This is a genomic window from Xanthomonas sp. 60, assembly GCF_011761925.1.
In genome coordinates, this window is record NZ_JAASQW010000003.1 from 181031 (window position 1) to 199622 (window position 18592).

Below are 18592 nucleotides of genomic sequence, written 5' to 3' on the forward strand. Positions count from 1 at the left end.
GCGGCCGGGGCGGGGGGGGGGGGGGCCCCCCCCCCCCCCGCCCCCCCGCCCCCCCCCCCCCCCCCCCCCCCGCCCCCCCCCCCCCCCCCCCCCCCCCCCCGGCCCCACCCCAGCACACATCACACAGCCCAGCCGCGAGGGGCCCGCCGTTCGCCGGCCACCCAGCCTCACCGAGCGGCGAAGCCGCGATCCGCTTTTGCTTCTGCTTTGGATTCTCTTCAACGCGGCTAACCGCGCCCGCAGCGTGTCCGAGGGCCGGGCGGGTGGGACGTGCGGGGGCGTGTCGCGCCATGGATGGCGCGACGCGAGGCACGCAGGACGCAGCCCTTGCCGTCCCCCGCACGTTCCACCCGCCCGGCCCCACCCCCCACACATCACACAGCCCAGCCGCGAGGGGCCCCGCCGTTCGCCGGCCACCCAGCCCCACCGAGCGGCGAAGCCGCGATCCGCTTTTGCTTCTGCTTTTGATTCTCTTCAACGCGGCTAACCGCGCCCGCAGCGTGTCCGAGGGTCGGGCGGGTGGGACGTGCGGGGGCGTGTCGCGCCATGGAGGGCGCGACGCGAGGCACGCAGGACGCAGCCCTTGCCGTCCCCCGCACGTTCTACCCGCCCGACCCCACCCCCACACATCACACAGCCCAGCCGCGAGGGGCCCCGCCGTTCGCCCGTTACTCGAACGACCCGATCGAATCGTGCGCCAGATTGTCGAACCGCGTGTACTCACCGAAGAACTTCAGCTTGCACGACCCCGTCGGACCGCCTCGGTGCTTGCCGATGATGATCTCCGCCAGCCCCTTGTCCGGCGAATTTTCCTTGTTGTAATAATCATCGCGGTAAATGAAGACGATCATGTCCGCATCCTGCTCGATAGCGCCGGATTCGCGCAGATCGGCCATCACCGGACGCTTGTCCGGCCGCGTTTCCAGCGACCGGTTCAACTGCGACAGCGCGATCACCGGCACGTTGAGTTCCTTCGCCAGCCCTTTGAGCGAGCGCGAAATCTCCGAAATCTCGGTCGCACGGTTCTCGCTGTTGCCCGGCACCGACATCAGCTGCAGGTAATCGATCACGATCAGGCCCAGATCATGCTCGCGCTTGAGCCGGCGGCATTTGGAACGCAGGATCTCCGGCGACACGCCCGGCGTATCGTCGATGAAGATCTTGGTCTCCTTCAGCATCTTGATCGCACCGGTGACGCGGCTCCAGTCCTCATCCTCCAGCTGGCCGGTCCGCAGGCGCTGCGCATTGATGCGGCCATTGGAGGAAATCAAGCGCATCGCCAGCTGCGAGGCCGACATTTCCATCGAGAACACCGCCACGCCCTTCTTGGACTTGATCGCCGCATACTCGGCGATGTTCAGCGCGAACGTGGTCTTTCCCATCGCCGGGCGGGCCGCCAGGATGATCAGGTCAGTCGGCTGCAGGCCGGCGGTCATGGCATCGAAATCAGCGTAACCGGTCGGCAGGCCGGTGATGTTGCCTCCATTCTCGAACCGGTTGCGCAGCTCTTCGAACGCATCCTTCAGCGCGCCCGGCATGGCCACGAAGTCTGTCCGGCCGCGCGCGCCCTGCTCGGCGATGGCGAACACGCTCTTTTCCGCAGCCGACAACAACTCGCTGCTGTCGCGCCCCTCGGGCTGGAAACCGTCGTTGACGATGTCCGTGCCCACCTGGATCAGCTGCCGCAGCACCGCCTTGTCGCGCACGATTTCCGCGTACGCCACGATGTTGGCCGCCGACGGCGTGGTGCTGGCCAGTTCGATCAGATAGGCGCCATCGCCGACCAGATCGAGCTTGCCCTGCGATTCGAACCACTCACCCAGCGTCACCGCATCGAACGGCCGATCACGCTCGGACAGCTCGCGGATCGCGCGGTAGATCATCTGATGGTCGCGACGGTAGAAATCACCTTCGGTCAGCTGGTCGTTGACGCGGTCGAAGGCATCGGGTGCCAGCATCAGGCCGCCCAGCACCGCCTGCTCGGCTTCCACCGAGTGCGGTGGCACGCGCAGCTGGTCAATGCGCGCATCATCGCGATCAAAGCGGTCTGAGCGCTCCTTGCGGTCGGAACGGAAGCCGGAACGAGCGGACATGGAGCGGAGGTTCCCCTGGGGCAGTAGGCAGCGGCCGCTGGCGTGCGACCGTGCCGTCATTATCGCAGATGCGTCACCGTCCCCGGGACCTTGCCGCAGGGCCGCGTCAGGGATGCGTCAGGCCGGGGTGCCAAGCCGTTCGATCAGTGCCAGGAAGCTGTCCACGTAGCCCTGCAGGAAGGTGCGCGTGCCCTCGTTGTCGATCACCCCGTCCGGCCCGATGAGGCCCTCCTTGAAATGGATGAAGGCCTCCGGCTGGTTCAGCACATGCATGTCCAGGTACGCCAGGATCGGCCGCAGGTGCTGCTGGGCGGTCGCGGTGCCGATTGCTCCGATCGACGCGCCGATCACCGCCGCCGGCTTGCCGGCGAACGCGCTGTCGCCGTAAGGCCGTGAACCGATGTCGATGGCATTCTTCAGCACGCCCGGTACCGAGCGGTTGTATTCGGGGGTGACGAACAGCACCGCGTCGGCCGCGCGTACCTGCTGCTTCAGGCGGTTGCCTTCGGCCGGGTAATCACCGTCGAAATCCTGGTTGTACAACGGCAGATCGCCGATCTCCACGTAATCGAAGCGCGCCCTGCCCTTGGCGAGCCGCTCCAGGGCCTTGGCCAGGCGCAGATTGATCGATTCCCGGCGCAGGCTGCCCACCAGGACAGCAATCGTATGTTCGGCCATGCGGCATCTCCTTCAGGGGAAAACGCCAGCCTAGGGAACATCGCCTTGCGCAGCAGTGAAGACCGCAACGGCGCCGGTACGTCAGACAGGCCGTACCGCTGCGCGCACCTGCCGCCAGTGCGCCTGCCAGGCCTGGAACATCAACACGTTCCAGAGATGGGTGTGCCACTTGCGCTGGCCGCCGAGGAACTGCTGCCACAAGGGCTGGATCGCGGAGGCGGCCAGCACCCCCTCGCGCTCCAGGCGCGCCGGCTGCAGGAGGTCATCGGCCCACGGCCGCAGGTCACCCTTCAACCAGTCGCTGACCGGAGCGCCGAAACCCCGCTTCGGACGGTGCACCATGGCCTGCGGCACGTAGCGCCCGAGCACGCGCTTGAGCAGCACCTTGCTGGTTTCATCGCTGCGCTTGAAGGCCAGCGGCAGCGACCAGGCGAACTCGGCCACCCGGCTGTCCAGCAGGGGGGCACGGGCCTCCAGGCCGACGGCCATCGAGGTGCGGTCGACCTTGCACAGCAGGTCGTCCGGCAGATAGGTCACGAAATCGGCCAGCATCATGGCGTCGGCAGGCGTACCCGCCCCATGCAGCGGCTCGGCGAGGTCGTAGAAACTGCCGGCCAGCTGCGCCCCCGGCACCGCCGACGCCGGGTCGCGCCAGCGTGAGATGCGGTTGCGGTAGACATCACCGATGCCGCGTGCCCCGGCTTCAGCCAGCAGCGCAGCCAGGCCACCGGTGCGTGACGCCTCGCCGCGGCCGGTCGCCCGCGCCGCCATGAAGGTGCGCAGCGGCGCGGGCACGCGGCCCAGCATCTGCCAGTTGCGCAGCGCGCGCACGTAGCGGGTGTAGCCCATGAACAGCTCATCGCCGCCATCGCCGGACAGTGCCACGGTGACCCCCTGCCGCGCGAGCCGGGCCACCAGGGCGGTGGGCACCTGGGAGGCGTCTGCAAACGGCTCATCGAACATCGCCGGCAACTGCGGTACCACCGCCAATGCGTCGGCCCCACTCACGTACAGCTCGGTGTGGTCGCAGCCCAGGTGCAGGGCCAGCTCCCTGGCCAACGGGGCTTCGTCGTGGTGCGAATCGCGGAACCCGATGCTGAAGCTGTGCACGGGCTGCGCGCTCTGCGCCTGCATGAGCGCGGCCACCAGCGAGGAATCCGTGCCGCCGGAGAGAAACACGCCGACCGGCACGTCGGCCACCATGCGCAGCCCGACCGCATCGCGCAGCAGGGCGTCGAGCTGTTCCTCGGCCTGCTCGATGCCGCCCTCGAAGGGTGTTGCCAAGGCGGCCTGCATGCGTGCGCGGGCGTCCCACCACGGCCGCTGTGCCTGGTCGGGACGGTGCGCCGCAGCGCCTGCCTGCACGGTGGCCGCATCCAGACGCAGCAGGCGCCCGGGCATCATCTTGTAACAGTGGTGGTGGATGCTGTGCGGCGCGGGGATGTAATCCAGCCGCAGCAGCAGCGTCAGCGCATCGCGGTCGATATCGTTGTCGAACGCAGGATGCTGCCAGAGCGCCTTCAGTTCGGAGCCGAAGACCAGGGTTTCGCCGGCCCAGCCGTAGTACAGCGGCTTTTTGCCCACCCGGTCACGGGCCAGCCACAGGCATTGCTCCTGCCGGTCCCACAGCGCGATGGCGAACATGCCGTTGCATCGCTGCAGCGTCTCTTCCAGCCCCCATTCGAGCACCGCCGCCAGCAGGATCTCGGTATCCGAATGCCCGCGGAATACGTGGCCCCAGGGCTCCAGCTCGGTGCGCAGGGCGGCGAAGTTGTAGATCTCACCGTTGTAGGCCAGTACGTAGCGACCGTCGGAAGAGGCCATCGGCTGGTGGCCCAGCGGCGAGAGATCCAGGATGCTCAGCCGTCGGTGCGCCAGCGCGATGCCCGCCGCGGCATCCACCCAGACCCCCGCGTCGTCCGGTCCCCGGTGCCGCAACGCATCACCCATCGCGCGTGCCTGCGCATGCAGGGACTCGGCGTCCACGCTCGGCGCCGGCACCATGATTCCAGCCAATCCACACATGCATCGGGTTCCTGCGCCGGGACGACCACGGCGTTCATCGGGGCATTGTCGCAAGGTCGCGCGTGGATTGCTGCATTCGTGCGGCCCGCCGTTGCCCATGAAAAAGGGCCGACGTCACGTCGGCCCTGCGTTGTCCATGCCAGCGCCCCACACGTGGACCGCATGCGGCAGGCGCGCGGCGTACCGCTTACTGGCGGCTGGCGGCCACGTCGGCCGCCGCCGCGGTCTGGGTCACGAGCTGGCCGTCGACGACCGGCAGACGATCGCTGGCCGGCTTGTCATCCATGCGGATCGTCTTTTCAACGCCGTCGTAGCGGTACGTCACGTTGTACCCCTTGACCACGTCCTGGTTGCCCATGGCGATGCGGTTGCCCGGCTTGCTGTCCATGCGCATGGTGCCCGTGGTGCCATCTTCGTTGCGGTAGGTGACGTTGTAACCGACCACGCGGCTGGACTCAGCGGTGCTGGTCTCGGTATGGCACTGGCGCTCGGTACGGTTGACCACCCGGCCGCCCACATGCCGCTTGTCCACGGTGTTGCCGATCACCCCACCGGCCACGGCACCGGCGGCCGTGGCGACCTTGCGCCCGTTGCCGCCCCCGACCTGGTTGCCGAGCAAGCCGCCGATCACCGCGCCAGCCACCGTGCCACCCACGTTGCCATCGCGCTCGGGCAGGCGCTCCTGCACCACCACGTCCTGACAGACCTCATGCGGCGTGCGCGTGGTCGCCGTCTCGCGCACAGCTTCAGAGCCGACCACGGTGGCGTACGCCTTTTCCTTCTGCGTGATGGGGTCGATCTTCATCACATCAGCGTATTCCAGCCCGCGCGCCGCCCCCGGATCGAGCGCGTCGCTGCGCGCGCCGTCATCCAGCGTGGCGCCAATCGCGGTACCCGATCCCGTAAGGCGATCGGGCGCGGTATCGCCGCTTTTCATGAAGGCGGCCGTGGCGATGCCACCAACCAGAAGCGCGCCGGCCCCGACAAGAATGGTGGTAGTAGTGGATTTCATGACGTGCTCCCTGCGGACCGCCCGCATTTGACGCAGTGGATTGCAGCACGCGGTGCCTGAACAGAAACGCCACGGAAAGCGGTCACCCCCGACCCCCATTCAGGTAACGCCCACACACCGCGCGTGATAGCGTTTCCGCGCATCCCCCCCGAAAGGTGTCCCATGATCAATCCGCTTATGGCGCCCGCCCTCGCCTGGGCGCGCCGCCTGCGCTACCCCACCTTGTTCAAGATCACCGCGGGTCTGTTCCTCGTCACCCTGCTGGTTCCTGATCCGATCCCCTTCATCGACGAGCTGCTGTTCGGTCTGGGCACGCTGCTGCTGGCGAACTGGAAACGGCGCTCGCCGCCCCCCGTTTCCGTGCAGCGGCGCTGAGCATGCTGGTCGACAGCCACTGCCACCTGGATGCGGGAGAGTTCGACGCGGACCGCAGCGAGGTCATCCTCCGCGCGCAGCGTGCCGGCGTGACCCGGCAGCTCGTCCCGGCGGTCACGGCCGCCAGCTGGCCGAAGCTGCGCGAAGTGTGCGGGCAGGCGCCGGGGCTGTTTCCGGCCTATGGCCTGCATCCGGTCTTCCTGGACGCCCACCGCGAGGCCGACCTGGAGACACTGGCCGCGTGGATCGAGCGCGAGAAGCCGCTCGCCATCGGAGAATGCGGGCTGGACTATTTCCTCGACGGCCTGGACCGCGAGCGCCAGCAGCGGTTCTTCGACGGGCAGCTGCGGTTGGCCCGCACCTTCCAGCTGCCCTTGATCGTCCACGCCCGCCGCGCGGTGGACGCAGTCATCGCCTCGATCCGGCGCGTGGGAGGACTGACCGGGGTGGTGCACAGCTTCTCCGGCAGCCCGGAGCAGGCCGCCATGCTGCACCGGCACGGTTTCATGCTCGGCCTCGGCGGGCCGGTGACCTATGACCGCGCCCAGCGCCTGCACCGCATCGCGCGTGACATGCCGCTGGAGCAGCTGTTGCTGGAAACCGATGCGCCCGACCAGCCCGACGCGGGTATCCGGGGGCAGCGCAACGAACCGGCACGGCTGCCGGTGATCGCCGCGCACATCGCACGCCTGCGCGGCATGGAGGTGGACGCGCTGGTGCATGCTACCTCGGAGAACGCGCAGCGGCTGTTTGGGTGGCGATAACGCGCGGCCGCTCGTCGCCCGGCTCTACGCGCCGGATTTCGGGTGCAGCAGCATGTCCAGTGCCTTGCCAACGGCGGCGAATGCAAACGCGCCCGTGATGTGCGTCGCCGCGCCCAGCCCTGCCCCGCAGTCCAGCTTCAACGCCGCGTCCGCGCCCAGCTGGGGACGCGTGCCGCAGACGCTGCCGTCGGCCTGCGGATACTTCACATTTTCCAGCGAATACACCGCCGGCACGCCGAAGTAGCGCTTGGCATTCTTAGGGAAATTGAATTCGCTGCGCAGCTTCTTGCGGATCAGCGCCAGCATGGCATCGTGCTCGGTACGCGACACATCACGGATGCGTACCAGGGTGGGGTCGGTGCGCCCGCCCGCGGCACCGACGGTGAGCAAAGGCAGCTTGCGGCGACGGCACCATGCGATGGTCTCCACTTTCACCCGGAAACTGTCGCAGGCATCGATGACCAGATCGAACGGGTGGCCCAGCAGCACCTCCATGTTCGATGGCGTCAGGAACGCTTCCACCGCGTCGACGCTCATGCCGGGGTTGATGGCCCGGCAGCGTTCGGCCATCGCCACGGCCTTGTTGCGGCCGTAGTTGCCTTCCAGCGCTGGCAGTTGCCGGTTGGTATTGGAGACGCAGATGTCATCGGCATCGATCAGCGTGAGGTGGCCGACCGCCGAGCGCGCGAGCGCCTCGGCCACCCACGACCCCACGCCGCCCATGCCCACCACCGCGACGCGGCTGTGCGTAAGCCGCTGCAATGCACCCACACCGTACAGACGCTCGATGCCGGCAAATCGTTCTTTGACCTGTTCGTTCATCGGCCCATTTTAGCGTCTGGACGCGTCTGCCACGCAGTCGGCCCGGTGCAACGCGGCGCAAGCGGACGCATTCAGGTGGCAGCCACGAAACACCGACGCGATTGGCGCTCCGTTCACGCATCAGCAGTGAGGATTCAGCCACCAACCCGGTTGCGCCCCTGCAGCCCTCGGCCCGGAGAATGTCCATGAAGATCCAACTCATCGCTGCCAGCGCCATCGCTACCCTTGCCCTGGCCGGCTGCGCCACCTCGCCGGGCTATGGCGGTGGCGGCGGGTACAGCAACAATGGCGGCTACAACAACGGCGGCAGCTACAACACCAACCGCTGCGCCGACTGTGGCATCGTCACCCGCATCAATACCGTGGCCTCCGGGCGTACCGCCCCGACCGCCACCGGTGCCGTGCTCGGCGGCATCGTCGGTGCGGTCGCTGGCCACGAAATCTCCGACCACACCGGCGGCAGCCGTGGCAACAAGAACATCGCCGCCGCGGCAGGCGCGGTGGGCGGTGCGCTTGCCGGCAACCAGATCCAGAAGAACGTGACCAGCGAGACCTATGACATCTCGGTGCGGATGGACGATGGCCGCACCATCGTGGTCAACCAGCGTGACCTGGGTGGAATCCGCGAGAACACCTACGTGCGCGTGGTCAACGGCCGCGTGGTGTTGCGCTGATCGGCCACATACGCCACGGCGATACGGAAAAGGGCCCGCTCGCGCGGGCCCTTTTTCGATCAGGACGGAAACCGGCGTCCGCTCAGAGCGGCTTGACCTTGTCCGCCTGCAGGCCCTTCTGACCGTTGACCACGTCGAACTCAACGGCCTGGCCTTCCTTCAACGACTTGAAGCCGGTCGACTCGATCGCACGGAAGTGCACGAACACGTCCTCGCCGCTCTCACGGCTGATGAAGCCAAAGCCCTTGGCATCGTTGAACCACTTCACTGTTCCACGTTCTGACATCGGTCCTACTCCCTGACTGTCTGGATTGCTGGGTACACCCGTACAGGTGGCTGACAAGCAAGGAGGAGGCGGGGTGCAACGATGCATCCGGTCAGGGAGACCGGCTGCACCAGGCCACGGTCCACGGTGACCTTGCCAAGCTCAGCGGGTTCAAGTTACCCCGCGTGGATGCAAAAATCAACGAATAAAATATGCTGCCTGTCAACCCCATTCCCTGAAACGTACGGATCCGCATGGACCATTCATTCATTTTGTACCTGCTCGCCGTCGTCAGCATCGTGATCGGCGTGGCCGGCATCGTGCTGCCTGCACTACCCGGCGTGCCACTGGTGTTCCTGGGGCTCCTGCTGGTGGCCTGGGCTGACGGTTTCGCCAATGTTGGTTGGCCCACCCTGACCGCGCTGGCAGTGCTGACCGTGCTGTCGTTCGTGGTCGACATCCTGGCCACGGTGTTCGGCGCGCAACGGGTGGGGGCCAGCCGCAAGGCGTTGTGGGGCACCTTCATCGGCAGCTTCGCCGGTCTGCTGTTCATGCCCATCGGCCTGCTCGCCGGTCCGCTGCTGGGGGCGCTGGCCGGCGAGTACTGGCACACCCGCCAGCTGGGGCGCTCCACGCGCGTGGGTCTGGCCACCTGGCTGGGCATCCTGCTCGGCGTCGCGTTGAAGCTGGCGCTGGTGGTCGCCATGCTCGGGCTGTTCGCTTTCGCCTGGTACGTCTGACCGGCAGCGCACGGTGGCGGGCGCTGCGCCCCTCTCCCACGCTCACGTGGTCCGCGCTACCCTTGCGCGCAATCATCCCACCCGAGCTGCGAAATGACGCCTCCCCTCCCCCGCCCGACGCCGCTGGCGCTGGCCCTGCTGCTGGCCGGCAGTCCCGCGGCCGCCCAGGAAATCGTCGCTACCGGTGCGGCCTCCCCGACCGCCTGCGCCGCCATCACCATCGATGCGCAGCGCCTTGCCTGCTACGACCAGCAGTTCGGGCGTTCGCCGGATTCCACCGCGCAGGCAGATGCCGCGGCGGCAGCGGCCAGCCAGGCGCGTCGTGAAGAGCGCCAGGCCTCCCGGGTCAGCGCGGGCGAGGAGCGGGTGCGCGAACGGGTGACCGGCATGTTCCGCGCTGCCGCGCAGGACGACGTGGTCGCCAATGCCGGTCGCGGCTCCCTGCTGGACAGCCGCTGGGAGCTGGCCGAGGACTCCAAGCTGGGGCCGTTCCAGCTGCGCGCCTACAAGCCGGTGTACCTGCTGCCGGCGTTCTGGACCAGCGACAAGAACCAGACCCCGCAGTCGCCCAACCCCAACAACACCGTCGCCACGCCACAGCTGCTGGACAGCAACGAGCTGAAGTTCCAGCTGAGCTTCAAGACCAAGGTGGTGGAAAATCTGTTCGGCAACAATGGCGACATCTGGGCCGGTTACACGCAGAGCTCGCGCTGGCAGGCCTACAACTCCGAAAATTCGCGCCCGTTCCGTGAGACGAACTACGAACCCGAAGTGATGGCGGTTTTCCGCAACGGCTATTCCATCGGCGGCTGGCGTGGGCGCATGACCGCCATCGGCGTGAACCACCAGTCAAACGGACGTGCCGACCCGCTTTCGCGCAGCTGGAACCGCGTCATCCTCAATATCGGCCTGGACCGTGAGAACTGGGCACTCACCCTGCGCCCGTGGTACCGGATTCCGGAATCGCGCAGCGAGGACAACAACCCGGATATCGAAGACTACATGGGTCGCGGCGATGCCACTCTGGTGTGGAACCACAAGGGCCACGAAGTCGCCCTGATGGCCCGGCATTCGCTGCGCGGCGGTGACCGCGCCCACGGCGCGCTGCAGCTTGACTATGGCTTCCCGATCAGCAACCTGCTGCGCGGCCACGTGCAGGTGTTCGATGGGTACGGCGAGAGCCTGATCGATTACAACCACAAGGCCACCTACATCGGCGTGGGTGTCTCGCTGCTGGAATGGTTCTGATGGCGGTGACGATCTGGCACAACGCCGCGTGCAGCAATTCGCGTGGCGCGCTGCAGCTGATCCGCGATGCCGGCATCGAGCCGACCATCGTGGATTACGCGGCCCATCCACCCACCGCCGCGAAGCTGCGCAAGGTGCTGGCCGACGCCGCGATGTCGCCCATGGACCTGATCCGCAGCAAAGAGGCCGTGTTCGAGGAACTCGGCCTGGCCCAGGCGTCGGACGATGCGCGGGTGGCGGCCATGGTCGCCCACCCGCAGTTGATCAACCGGCCGGTGGTGATCACGCCCAAGGGCACGCGGCTGTGCCGCCCGCCGACCCGCGTGCTGGACCTTCTGTAACGGCCCGATGCCGCACTCACTGGATGGGTGACGCTGGAGGCAGCGCCACCCGTTCCGCGCCGCTGCCTCAGGCCACCACGACCGGGATCTTGCCGATGCGGGCCTGCCATTCGCGCGGGCCGGTCTGGTGCACGGATTCACCAGTGGAATCCACCGCCACGGTCACCGGCATGTCCTGCACGGTGAACTCATAGATGGCCTCCATGCCCAGATCGGCAAAGCCGACCACGCGCGAAGCCTTGATGGCCTTGGACACCAGGTAGGCCGAACCGCCGACGGCCATCAGGTACGCCGACTTGTTGTCACGGATCGCGTCGATCGCCGCCGGGCCGCGCTCTGCCTTGCCGACCATGCCCAGCAGGCCCGTCTGCTCCAGGACCTGGCGGGTGAATTTGTCCATGCGGGTGGCCGTGGTCGGACCGGCCGGACCCACCACTTCCCCGCGCACCGGATCGACCGGACCCACGTAATAGATGAAGCGGCCCTTGAGATCCACCGGCAGCGGTTCGCCCTTGTCCAGCATTTCCACGATGCGCTTGTGCGCGGCGTCGCGTCCGGTCAGCAGCTTGCCGTTGAGCAGCAGGGTCTGGCCCGGCTTCCAGCTGGCCACGTCCTCCGGGGTGACGGTATCCAGGTCCACCCGCGTGCCCTTGGAGGCGTCGTAGGTGATCTCCGGCCAGTCTTCCAGCGACGGCGGATCGAGCATCACCGGGCCACTGCCATCCAGCGTGAAGTGTGCGTGGCGCGTGGCCGCGCAGTTCGGGATCATCGCCACCGGCAGGTTGGCGGCATGGGTCGGGAAATCCTTGACCTTGATGTCCAGCACGGTGGTCAGGCCACCCAGGCCCTGCGCTCCGATGCCCAGCGCATTGACCTTGTCGAACAGCTCCAGGCGCAGTTCCTCGGCACGGTTGGACGCGCCACGGGCCTTGAGCTCGTTGATGTCGATCGGCTCCATCAGCGATTCCTTGGCCAGCAGCATTGCCTTCTCGGCAGTGCCACCGATGCCGATTCCGAGCATGCCCGGCGGGCACCAGCCGGCGCCCATGGTGGGCACGGTCTTGAGCACCCAGTCCACGATCGAGTCGGAGGGGTTGAGCATGGCGAACTTGCTCTTGGCTTCCGAACCGCCGCCCTTGGCCGCCACGATGACCTCCACCGTATCGCCCGGCACCACCTTGACGTTGACCACGCCGGGGGTGTTGTCCTTCGTATTGATGCGCTTGCCTGCCGGATCGGCCAGCACCGAGGCGCGCAGCCTGTTGTCGGGGTGGTTGTACGCACGGCGCACGCCTTCGTTGGCCATGTCCTCCACGCCCATGGTGGCATCGTCCCAGCGTACGTTCATGCCGATTTCCAGGAACACGGTGACGATACCGGTGTCCTGGCAGATCGGCCTGTGGCCTTCGGCGCACATGCGCGAGTTGATCAGGATCTGGGCCATCGCTTCCTTCGCAGCCGGCGATTCCTCGCGCTCGTAGGCGGCGGACAGGCTCTTGATGTAATCGACCGGGTGGTAGTACGAGATGTACTGCAGCGCGTCGGCGATGGACTGGATGAGGTCTTCCTGCTTGATCGATGTCACGGCTTGCTCGCGGGAGGCTGGCGGGGGTAATCCGCCCATTTTACCCTCCGCGGCGCGGCCCTGCCTGTGGGCTCGGCGCCGTTCTCACGCGGACCGGCGCACACTGGCGCGATGAACGAACCCGCTGCCGCCGCGCGCCCGAACCTGCGCCAGCGCATGAGCGCCATGCGCAACCTGCCTCCCTTCCTGCGCCAGGTCTGGCAGACCAGTCCGGCGCTGACCCTGGTCAGCCTCGGGCTGCGGCTGGTGCGGGCCCTGCTGCCGGTGGCCATGCTTTATGTGGGCAAGCTGATCATCGACGCGGCGGTGCTGCTGAGCCAGCACGAGGCGGGCTTTCCGCCGTTCGGCCAGGCACTGGCAAGCGGCCTGCTCAATCCCCTGCTCGGCCTGCTGGCGCTGGAGTTCGCGCTGGCCATCGGCTCCGACCTGCTCGGCCGGCTGGTCAGCTACGCCGATTCACTGCTCTCGGAACTGTTCACCAACGCGATCAGCGTGCAGCTGATGGAGCATGCCGCGTCGCTGGATCTGGAAGATTTCGAAGACCCCGAACTGCAGGACAAGCTGGACCGCGCGCGACGCCAGACCATGGGCCGCATGAACCTGATGAGCCTGTTGTTCGGACAGGTGCAGGACGGCATCACGGTGATCAGCCTGGCGGTGGGCCTGGTGGTGTATGCGCCGTGGCTCATCGTGCTGCTGGCGCTGGCGCTGGTGCCGGCGTTCATCGGTGAGTCGCATTTCAACGCGGCCGGTTACAGCCTCAACTTCCAGTGGACGCCCGAACGCCGGCAGCTCGATTACCTGCGCCAGGTCGGCGCAAGCGTGGAGACGGCCAAGGAAGTCAAGATCTTCAACCTGCACCGGTTCCTGATCGAACGCTACCGCCTGCTGGCAGAGCGCTTCTTCCTGGCCAACCGCCGGCTGGCCCGGCGCCGTGCGCTGTGGGGCACCCTGCTGGCCGCACTGGGCACGCTCGGTTACTACGCCGCCTACGCCTATATCGCGTGGCGCACCGTGCGCGGCGATTTCAGCATCGGCGACCTGACGTTCCTGGCCGGCAGTTTCCTGCGCCTGCGCCAGCTGCTGGAAGGCCTGCTGACCGGCTTTTCCCAGGTCGCCAGCCAGGCCCTGTACCTGGACGATCTCTACGGATTCTTCCGCATCGAGCCGGAAATCCATTCCCGCGAGAATGCGCTGCCCATCCCACGCCCGATCAGCCAGGGGTTCGTGTTCGAAGATGTGGGTTTCCGCTACCCCGATGCGGAGAAATGGGCCGTGCGCCATCTCGACTTCCACCTTCGCGCCGGTGAAGTGCTGGCGCTGGTGGGCGAGAACGGGGCCGGCAAGACCACCCTGGTGAAGCTGCTGGCCCGGCTGTACGACCCCGACGAAGGGCGCATCCTGCTTGATGGGCAGGACCTGCGCGACTACGACCTGGACGACCTGCGCGCCAACCTGGGCGTGATCTTCCAGGATTTCGTGCGCTACAACCTCACCGCCGGCGAGAACATCGGCGTCGGCCAGGTCGATGCCCTGGGTGACCAGGCACGGATCCAGCAGGCCGCGCAGCGCGGCAACGCCGAAGCGGTGATCGAGGGCCTGGCACTGGGCTATCAACAGGTGATCGGCCGGCGATTCAAACAGGGCGTGGACCTGTCGGGCGGGCAATGGCAGAAGATCGCCATCGCACGCGCCTACATGCGCCAGGCGCAGGTGATGATCCTCGACGAGCCCACCGCCGCGCTTGACGCGCGCGCCGAGTTCGAAGTGTTCGAGCGCTTCCGCGACCTGTCCGATCAGCGGACGGCGGTGTTGATCTCGCACCGCTTCTCGTCGGTGCGCATGGCCGACCGCATCCTGGTGCTGGCCGACGGCGGGATTGAAGCCAGCGGCAGCCACGCCGAGCTGATGGCGCAGGGCGGCCGGTATGCGGAACTGTTCGAGCTGCAGGCGGCAGGTTACCGCTGAACCCGACGGAACGCCTCTCATTCCGCTTGATGAGAATCGGTCGCATCCGAGGTAGAATGTCCACGACGATTTCCTGGATGCGCTGCCCCCATGTCTGCTGCTTTTGGCGCCGAAACGGTGCTTGAGGTCCGCCACTGGACCGATGCCTACTTCAGCTTCACCCTCACCCGCGACAGCGGCTTCCGCTTCGAGAACGGCCAGTTCGTGATGATCGGGCTGGAGACCGAGACGCGCCCGCTGCTGCGTGCGTATTCAATCGCCAGCGCGAACTGGGAAGAGAACCTGGAGTTCTTCAGCATCAAGGTGCAGGACGGTCCGCTGACCTCGCGCCTGCAGCACATCCAGCCCGGCGACAAGGTGCTGGTGGGCAGGAAGCCGACGGGCACGCTGCTGATCAGCGACCTGCACCCCGGCCGCCACCTGTACCTGCTGGGCACCGGCACCGGCATGGCGCCATGGCTGTCGGTGGTCAAGGACCCGGAAACCTACGAGCGCTTCGACAAGGTGATCGTCACCCACGGCGTGCGCTACGAAAGGGACCTTGCGTACCGAGAACATTTCGAGAAGGAACTGCGCGAGCACGAGTTCCTGGGCGAGATGATCGGAGACAAGCTGCTGTACTACCCGGCGGTGACGCGCGAACCGTTCGTCAACCAGGGCCGGCTGACCACGCTGCTGGAAACCGGCGCGATGCAGCGTACGCTCGGCCTGCCCGAACTCGATCCGGCGCATGACCGCGCGATGATCTGCGGCAGCCCGCAGATGCTGGCCGACCTGCGCAGCGTGCTCGACGCCAAGGGGTTCGAGGTGTCGCCGCGCATCGGCTCGCCGGGGCACTACGTGTTCGAGCGCGCCTTCGTGGAGAAGTGACGCGGCACGTCGAGACGCCGCTTCATCCCAGCGCCGCCTCCACCTCGTCAGCCAGTGATTCCGGGCTGGCGGTGGGTGCGTGGCGTTGCAGCACGCCGCCATCGCGGCCGACCAGGAATTTGGTGAAGTTCCATTTGATGGCCTGCGTGCCCAGTACGCCGCGCTTTTCGGTTTTCAGCCACTGCCACAGCGGGTGTGCGCCAGCGCCGTTGACCTCCACTTTCTCCGACAGCGGAAAGGTCACGGGATAATCCAGCGAGCAGAACTGGCGGATCTGCTCGGCATCGCCCGGCTCCTGCGCACCGAACTGGTTGCACGGAAAGCCGATCACCACCAGCCCGCGCGCGCGGTACTGCTGCCAGAGCCGTTCCAGCCCCGTGTACTGCGGGGTGAAGCCGCAGCGGCTGGCCACGTTGACCAGCAGCAGCACCTGGCCACGATGCTGGCCAAGCGGGTGCGGCGTGCCGTCCAGGGCGGTTGTATCGAAGTCGAAAGCGGTCGTCATGGCGGTGTCCACAGGGGCAGGCGTCAAGGCTGCGCGCCCATGCCTTTCGACACAAGCCCCTTCACACGGGTGCGGGTTACGCTCGGGTACTTGCCTTTCAGTTGGAGTAACGACCTTGACCACCCGCCTTGTCCTTGCCGTGGCCATGACCCTCGGCCTCGCGGCGCCCGCCTATTCCGTCACCGCGACCACACCGACGGCCAATGCCCAGCAGGCCAACCCGTTCTTCGCCGAAAGCCCGCTACCGCTGCATTACCCGCAGTTCGACAAGATCAAGGACGCCGATTTCGCGCCTGCCTTCGACGCCGGCATGGCGCAGCAGCTGAAGGAAGTGGAAGCGATCGCCAACAACCCGGCCAAGCCGACCTTCGAGAACACCCTCGTCGCGCTGGAAAAGAGCGGCGAAGTGCTTGACCGCGCCACCACCGTGTTCTTCTCGCTGGTCGGCGCCGACACCAACGACGCCCGCAAGAAGCTGCAGGCAGACTACTCGGCCAAGTTCGCCGCCCACAGCGATGCCATCGCGCTCAACGGCAAGCTGTTCGCCCGCATCCAGACGCTGTACGACAACCGCGCCTCGCTGGGCCTGGACGCTGAAGGCCTGCGCCTGGTCGAGAAGTACTACGAGAATTACGTGCGCGCCGGCGCCAAGCTGTCCGACGCGGACAAGGCCAAGCTCAAGGACATGAATGCCGAGCTGGCCAACCTGGGCACCAAGTTCAGCCAGAACGTGCTGGCCGAAGTGAACGCCTCGGCGATCACCGTGGACGACGTCAAGCAGCTCGAGGGCCTGTCGCAGGAGCAGATCGCGGCCGCCGCCGAAGCCGCCAAGGCTCGTGGCCTGGACGGCAAGTACGTGATCACCCTGCTCAACACCACCGGCCAGCCGCCGCTGACCAACCTGGCCAACCGCGCCCTGCGGCAGAAGATCCACGAAGCCTCGGTGACCCGTGGCAGCCGCGGTGGCGAGTATGACAACACCGCGCTGGTGTCGCGGATCATGACCCTGCGCGCCAACAAGGCTGCGCTGCTGGGCTTCCCGAACTTCGCCGCCTACAACCTCACCAACCAGACGGCGAAGACGCCGGAAGCGGTCAATGCGATGCTCGGCCAGCTGGCCCCGGCGGCAGTGGCCAACGCCAAGCGCGAGGCGGCCGATCTGCAGGCAATGATCGACCAGGAGCAGAAGGCCGCCGGCAAGCCGACCTTCAAGCTGGAAGCGTGGGACTGGGCGTACTACAGCGAGAAGGTGCGACAGGCCAAGTACAACTTCGACGAATCGCAGCTCAAGCCGTATTTCGAAATGAAGAACGTGCTGGAGAACGGCGTGTTCCATGCCGCCGGCCTGGAGTTCGGCCTGACCTTCAAGCAGCGCACCGACCTGCCTGTCTACCACGAGGACGTCACTGTCTACGACGTGTTCGATGCCGATGGCAGCCAGCTGGCGATCTTCATCTTCGATCCCTACGCACGCGCCTCCAAGCGCGGTGGCGCCTGGATGAACGCCTACGTATCGCAGTCCGGGCTGACCGGTGACAAGCCGGTGGTGGCCAACCATCTCAACATTCCCAAGCCGCCGGCCGGCCAGCCGACGCTGCTGACCTGGGATGAAGTGACCACCACGTTCCATGAGTTCGGTCACGCCCTGCACGGCATGTTCTCCAACGTGAAGTACCCCTCGTTCTCGGGCACCTCGGTGCCGCGCGACTTCGTCGAGTTCCCCTCGCAGGTCAATGAGATGTGGGCGGATGATCCGGCCATCCTGAAGAACTATGCCAAGCACTACCAGAACGGTTCGGCGATGCCGCAGGCGCTGCTGGACAAGGTGGTGGCGGCGGCCAAGTTCAACCAGGGCTTTGCCACCACCGAATACCTGGGTGCGGCCATGCTCGACCAGCGCTGGCACCAGATCGGTCCGGACCAGGTGCCGGCCGCCGGTGGCGTGATGAAGTTCGAGGCCGACGCGCTGGCCAAGGACGGCATCTTCTACGCGCCGGTTCCGCCGCGCTACAAGACGCCGTACTTCAGCCACATCATGGGCGGCTACTCGGCCGGTTACTACGCCTACATCTGGTCCGAAGTGCTCGATGCCAACACGCAGAAGTGGTTCCGTGAGAACGGTGGCCTGAGCCGCAAGAACGGCGATCACTTCCGCAAGACGCTGTTGTCGCGGGGTGGGAGCGTGGATGCGATGCAGCTGTTCCGTGATTTCGCCGGTCACGAGCCGCAGATCGAGCCGCTGCTGGAAAAGCGTGGCCTGACCAGCGGTACCGGCGCGAAGTAAGTCGGTCGCGGCGAACGGCGAACGGCGAAGCCCCTCGTGGCAGAGCCGTTCGAAGCTGGCTTGCTGGCTGGACGGGTGGGGCCCGCGGGGGACGGCAAGAGCCGCTCCTGCGGGCCTCGTTTCGCGCCATCCATGGCGCTCAACGCCCCCGCGGGCCCCACCCGCCCAGCCCCCGACACCGTGCGTGCGCCGCCACGTAATTAAAGAAAAAACAGAAGCAAAAGCAAAAGCAAAAGCAAAGGCATCAGCGGCGAATGGCTCCGCTCTTGCTCCTGCTCCTGCTCTTGCTTTTGCTTTTGCTTTTTTTATTTCCCCGTGGCGGACGCAGATCTGTCACAAGGCC

17 protein-coding genes are annotated in these 18592 nt (G+C 66.7%); 9 read left to right on the forward strand and 8 right to left on the reverse strand.

The window, feature by feature from the left end; genetic code table 11:
* Positions 1 to 668 precede the first annotated feature (668 nt).
* From FHY09_RS07775 to FHY09_RS07790, 4 genes are all read right to left on the reverse strand, one after another.
* Positions 669 to 2093, reverse strand: coding sequence for a replicative DNA helicase (locus FHY09_RS07775; RefSeq protein ID WP_166925847.1), 1425 nt, complete (start codon positions 2091 to 2093; stop codon positions 669 to 671).
* 117 nt (positions 2094 to 2210) lie between these two features.
* Positions 2211 to 2771, reverse strand: a complete 561-nt coding sequence (locus FHY09_RS07780) for an NADPH-dependent FMN reductase (RefSeq protein WP_166925849.1) — start codon at positions 2769 to 2771, stop codon at positions 2211 to 2213.
* 81 nt (positions 2772 to 2852) lie between these two features.
* On the reverse strand, positions 2853 to 4796 hold the full coding sequence (gene asnB / locus FHY09_RS07785) for an asparagine synthase (glutamine-hydrolyzing) (RefSeq protein ID WP_166925851.1): 1944 nt from the start codon (positions 4794 to 4796) through the stop codon (positions 2853 to 2855).
* Between the two features lie 187 nt (positions 4797 to 4983).
* Positions 4984 to 5808 carry a glycine zipper 2TM domain-containing protein gene (locus FHY09_RS07790; RefSeq protein ID WP_166925853.1) on the reverse strand — a complete coding sequence of 275 codons (825 nt, stop codon included), beginning with the start codon at positions 5806 to 5808 and terminating at the stop codon, positions 4984 to 4986.
* 162 nt (positions 5809 to 5970) lie between these two features.
* Here FHY09_RS07790 and FHY09_RS07795 point away from each other — a divergent pair, with 162 nt between their 5' ends.
* Positions 5971 to 6183, forward strand: coding sequence for a DUF6116 family protein (locus tag FHY09_RS07795; protein ID WP_166925855.1), 213 nt, complete (start codon positions 5971 to 5973; stop codon positions 6181 to 6183).
* Positions 6180 to 6947, forward strand: coding sequence for a TatD family hydrolase (locus tag FHY09_RS07800; protein ID WP_166926562.1), 768 nt, complete (start codon positions 6180 to 6182; stop codon positions 6945 to 6947). The genes FHY09_RS07795 and FHY09_RS07800 overlap by 4 nt, the downstream gene beginning before the upstream one ends.
* A gap of 24 nt (positions 6948 to 6971) precedes the next feature.
* Here the strand turns inward: FHY09_RS07800 and FHY09_RS07805 are convergent, their stop codons facing one another.
* Entirely contained in the window at positions 6972 to 7769 is a 798-nt protein-coding gene (locus tag FHY09_RS07805; protein ID WP_166925857.1) for a tRNA threonylcarbamoyladenosine dehydratase, read from the reverse strand.
* 185 nt (positions 7770 to 7954) lie between these two features.
* On the opposite strand from FHY09_RS07805, the gene FHY09_RS07810 reads away from it, so the two are divergent.
* Positions 7955 to 8443, forward strand: coding sequence for a glycine zipper 2TM domain-containing protein (locus FHY09_RS07810; RefSeq protein WP_166925860.1), 489 nt, complete (start codon positions 7955 to 7957; stop codon positions 8441 to 8443).
* An 82-nt stretch (positions 8444 to 8525) separates the two neighbouring features.
* On the opposite strand, the gene FHY09_RS07815 is transcribed toward FHY09_RS07810, so the two are convergent.
* Positions 8526 to 8729, reverse strand: a complete 204-nt coding sequence (locus FHY09_RS07815; RefSeq protein ID WP_166925861.1) for a cold-shock protein — start codon at positions 8727 to 8729, stop codon at positions 8526 to 8528.
* Between the two features lie 233 nt (positions 8730 to 8962).
* Here FHY09_RS07815 and FHY09_RS07820 point away from each other — a divergent pair, with 233 nt between their 5' ends.
* The 3 genes from FHY09_RS07820 to arsC all read left to right on the forward strand — a co-directional run bounded on the left by FHY09_RS07820 (position 8963) and on the right by arsC (position 11037).
* Positions 8963 to 9448, forward strand: coding sequence for a DUF456 domain-containing protein (locus tag FHY09_RS07820; RefSeq protein ID WP_166925863.1), 486 nt, complete (start codon positions 8963 to 8965; stop codon positions 9446 to 9448).
* Positions 9449 to 9541: 93 nt separating this feature from the next.
* Entirely contained in the window at positions 9542 to 10696 is a 1155-nt protein-coding gene (locus tag FHY09_RS07825) for a phospholipase A (RefSeq protein ID WP_166925865.1), read from the forward strand.
* Positions 10696 to 11037, forward strand: a complete 342-nt coding sequence (arsC, locus tag FHY09_RS07830) for an arsenate reductase (glutaredoxin) (protein ID WP_166925867.1) — start codon at positions 10696 to 10698, stop codon at positions 11035 to 11037. Before FHY09_RS07825 ends, arsC begins: the two co-directional genes overlap by 1 nt.
* Before the next feature lie 67 nt (positions 11038 to 11104).
* Here the strand turns inward: arsC and FHY09_RS07835 are convergent, their stop codons facing one another.
* Positions 11105 to 12622 (reverse strand): fumarate hydratase, encoded by a 1518-nt coding sequence (locus FHY09_RS07835; protein ID WP_166925869.1) that lies wholly within the window; start codon positions 12620 to 12622, stop codon positions 11105 to 11107.
* A 111-nt stretch (positions 12623 to 12733) separates the two neighbouring features.
* Between FHY09_RS07835 and FHY09_RS07840 the strand changes: the two genes are divergently transcribed.
* Positions 12734 to 14590, forward strand: coding sequence for an ABC transporter ATP-binding protein (locus tag FHY09_RS07840; RefSeq protein WP_208407670.1), 1857 nt, complete (start codon positions 12734 to 12736; stop codon positions 14588 to 14590).
* 90 nt (positions 14591 to 14680) lie between these two features.
* Positions 14681 to 15460 carry a ferredoxin--NADP reductase gene (locus FHY09_RS07845; RefSeq protein WP_166925871.1) on the forward strand — a complete coding sequence of 260 codons (780 nt, stop codon included), beginning with the start codon at positions 14681 to 14683 and terminating at the stop codon, positions 15458 to 15460.
* Between the two features lie 22 nt (positions 15461 to 15482).
* On the opposite strand, the gene FHY09_RS07850 is transcribed toward FHY09_RS07845, so the two are convergent.
* Positions 15483 to 15965 carry a glutathione peroxidase gene (locus FHY09_RS07850; protein WP_166925873.1) on the reverse strand — a complete coding sequence of 161 codons (483 nt, stop codon included), beginning with the start codon at positions 15963 to 15965 and terminating at the stop codon, positions 15483 to 15485.
* 115 nt (positions 15966 to 16080) lie between these two features.
* On the opposite strand from FHY09_RS07850, the gene FHY09_RS07855 reads away from it, so the two are divergent.
* Positions 16081 to 18249, forward strand: a complete 2169-nt coding sequence (locus FHY09_RS07855; protein WP_166925876.1) for a M3 family metallopeptidase — start codon at positions 16081 to 16083, stop codon at positions 18247 to 18249.
* Positions 18250 to 18592: the final 343 nt, after the last annotated feature.

Excerpts from the sequence above, each read along its gene's own strand:
- FHY09_RS07820 (WP_166925863.1), top strand. The coding sequence starts at position 8,963 with ATGGACCATTCATTCATTTTGTACCTGCTCGCCGTCGTCAGCATCGTG.
- FHY09_RS07850 (WP_166925873.1), bottom strand. The coding sequence starts at position 15,965 with ATGACGACCGCTTTCGACTTCGATACAACCGCCCTGGACGGCACGCCG.
- FHY09_RS07790 (WP_166925853.1), bottom strand. The coding sequence starts at position 5,808 with ATGAAATCCACTACTACCACCATTCTTGTCGGGGCCGGCGCGCTTCTG.
- FHY09_RS07810 (WP_166925860.1), top strand. The coding sequence starts at position 7,955 with ATGAAGATCCAACTCATCGCTGCCAGCGCCATCGCTACCCTTGCCCTG.
- arsC (WP_166925867.1), top strand. The coding sequence starts at position 10,696 with ATGGCGGTGACGATCTGGCACAACGCCGCGTGCAGCAATTCGCGTGGC.
- FHY09_RS07795 (WP_166925855.1), top strand. The coding sequence starts at position 5,971 with ATGATCAATCCGCTTATGGCGCCCGCCCTCGCCTGGGCGCGCCGCCTG.
- FHY09_RS07840 (WP_208407670.1), top strand. The coding sequence starts at position 12,734 with ATGAACGAACCCGCTGCCGCCGCGCGCCCGAACCTGCGCCAGCGCATG.
- asnB (WP_166925851.1), bottom strand. The coding sequence starts at position 4,796 with ATGTGTGGATTGGCTGGAATCATGGTGCCGGCGCCGAGCGTGGACGCC.
- FHY09_RS07815 (WP_166925861.1), bottom strand. The coding sequence starts at position 8,729 with ATGTCAGAACGTGGAACAGTGAAGTGGTTCAACGATGCCAAGGGCTTT.
- FHY09_RS07775 (WP_166925847.1), bottom strand. The coding sequence starts at position 2,093 with ATGTCCGCTCGTTCCGGCTTCCGTTCCGACCGCAAGGAGCGCTCAGAC.
- FHY09_RS07780 (WP_166925849.1), bottom strand. The coding sequence starts at position 2,771 with ATGGCCGAACATACGATTGCTGTCCTGGTGGGCAGCCTGCGCCGGGAA.
- FHY09_RS07825 (WP_166925865.1), top strand. The coding sequence starts at position 9,542 with ATGACGCCTCCCCTCCCCCGCCCGACGCCGCTGGCGCTGGCCCTGCTG.
- FHY09_RS07845 (WP_166925871.1), top strand. The coding sequence starts at position 14,681 with ATGTCTGCTGCTTTTGGCGCCGAAACGGTGCTTGAGGTCCGCCACTGG.
- FHY09_RS07805 (WP_166925857.1), bottom strand. The coding sequence starts at position 7,769 with ATGAACGAACAGGTCAAAGAACGATTTGCCGGCATCGAGCGTCTGTAC.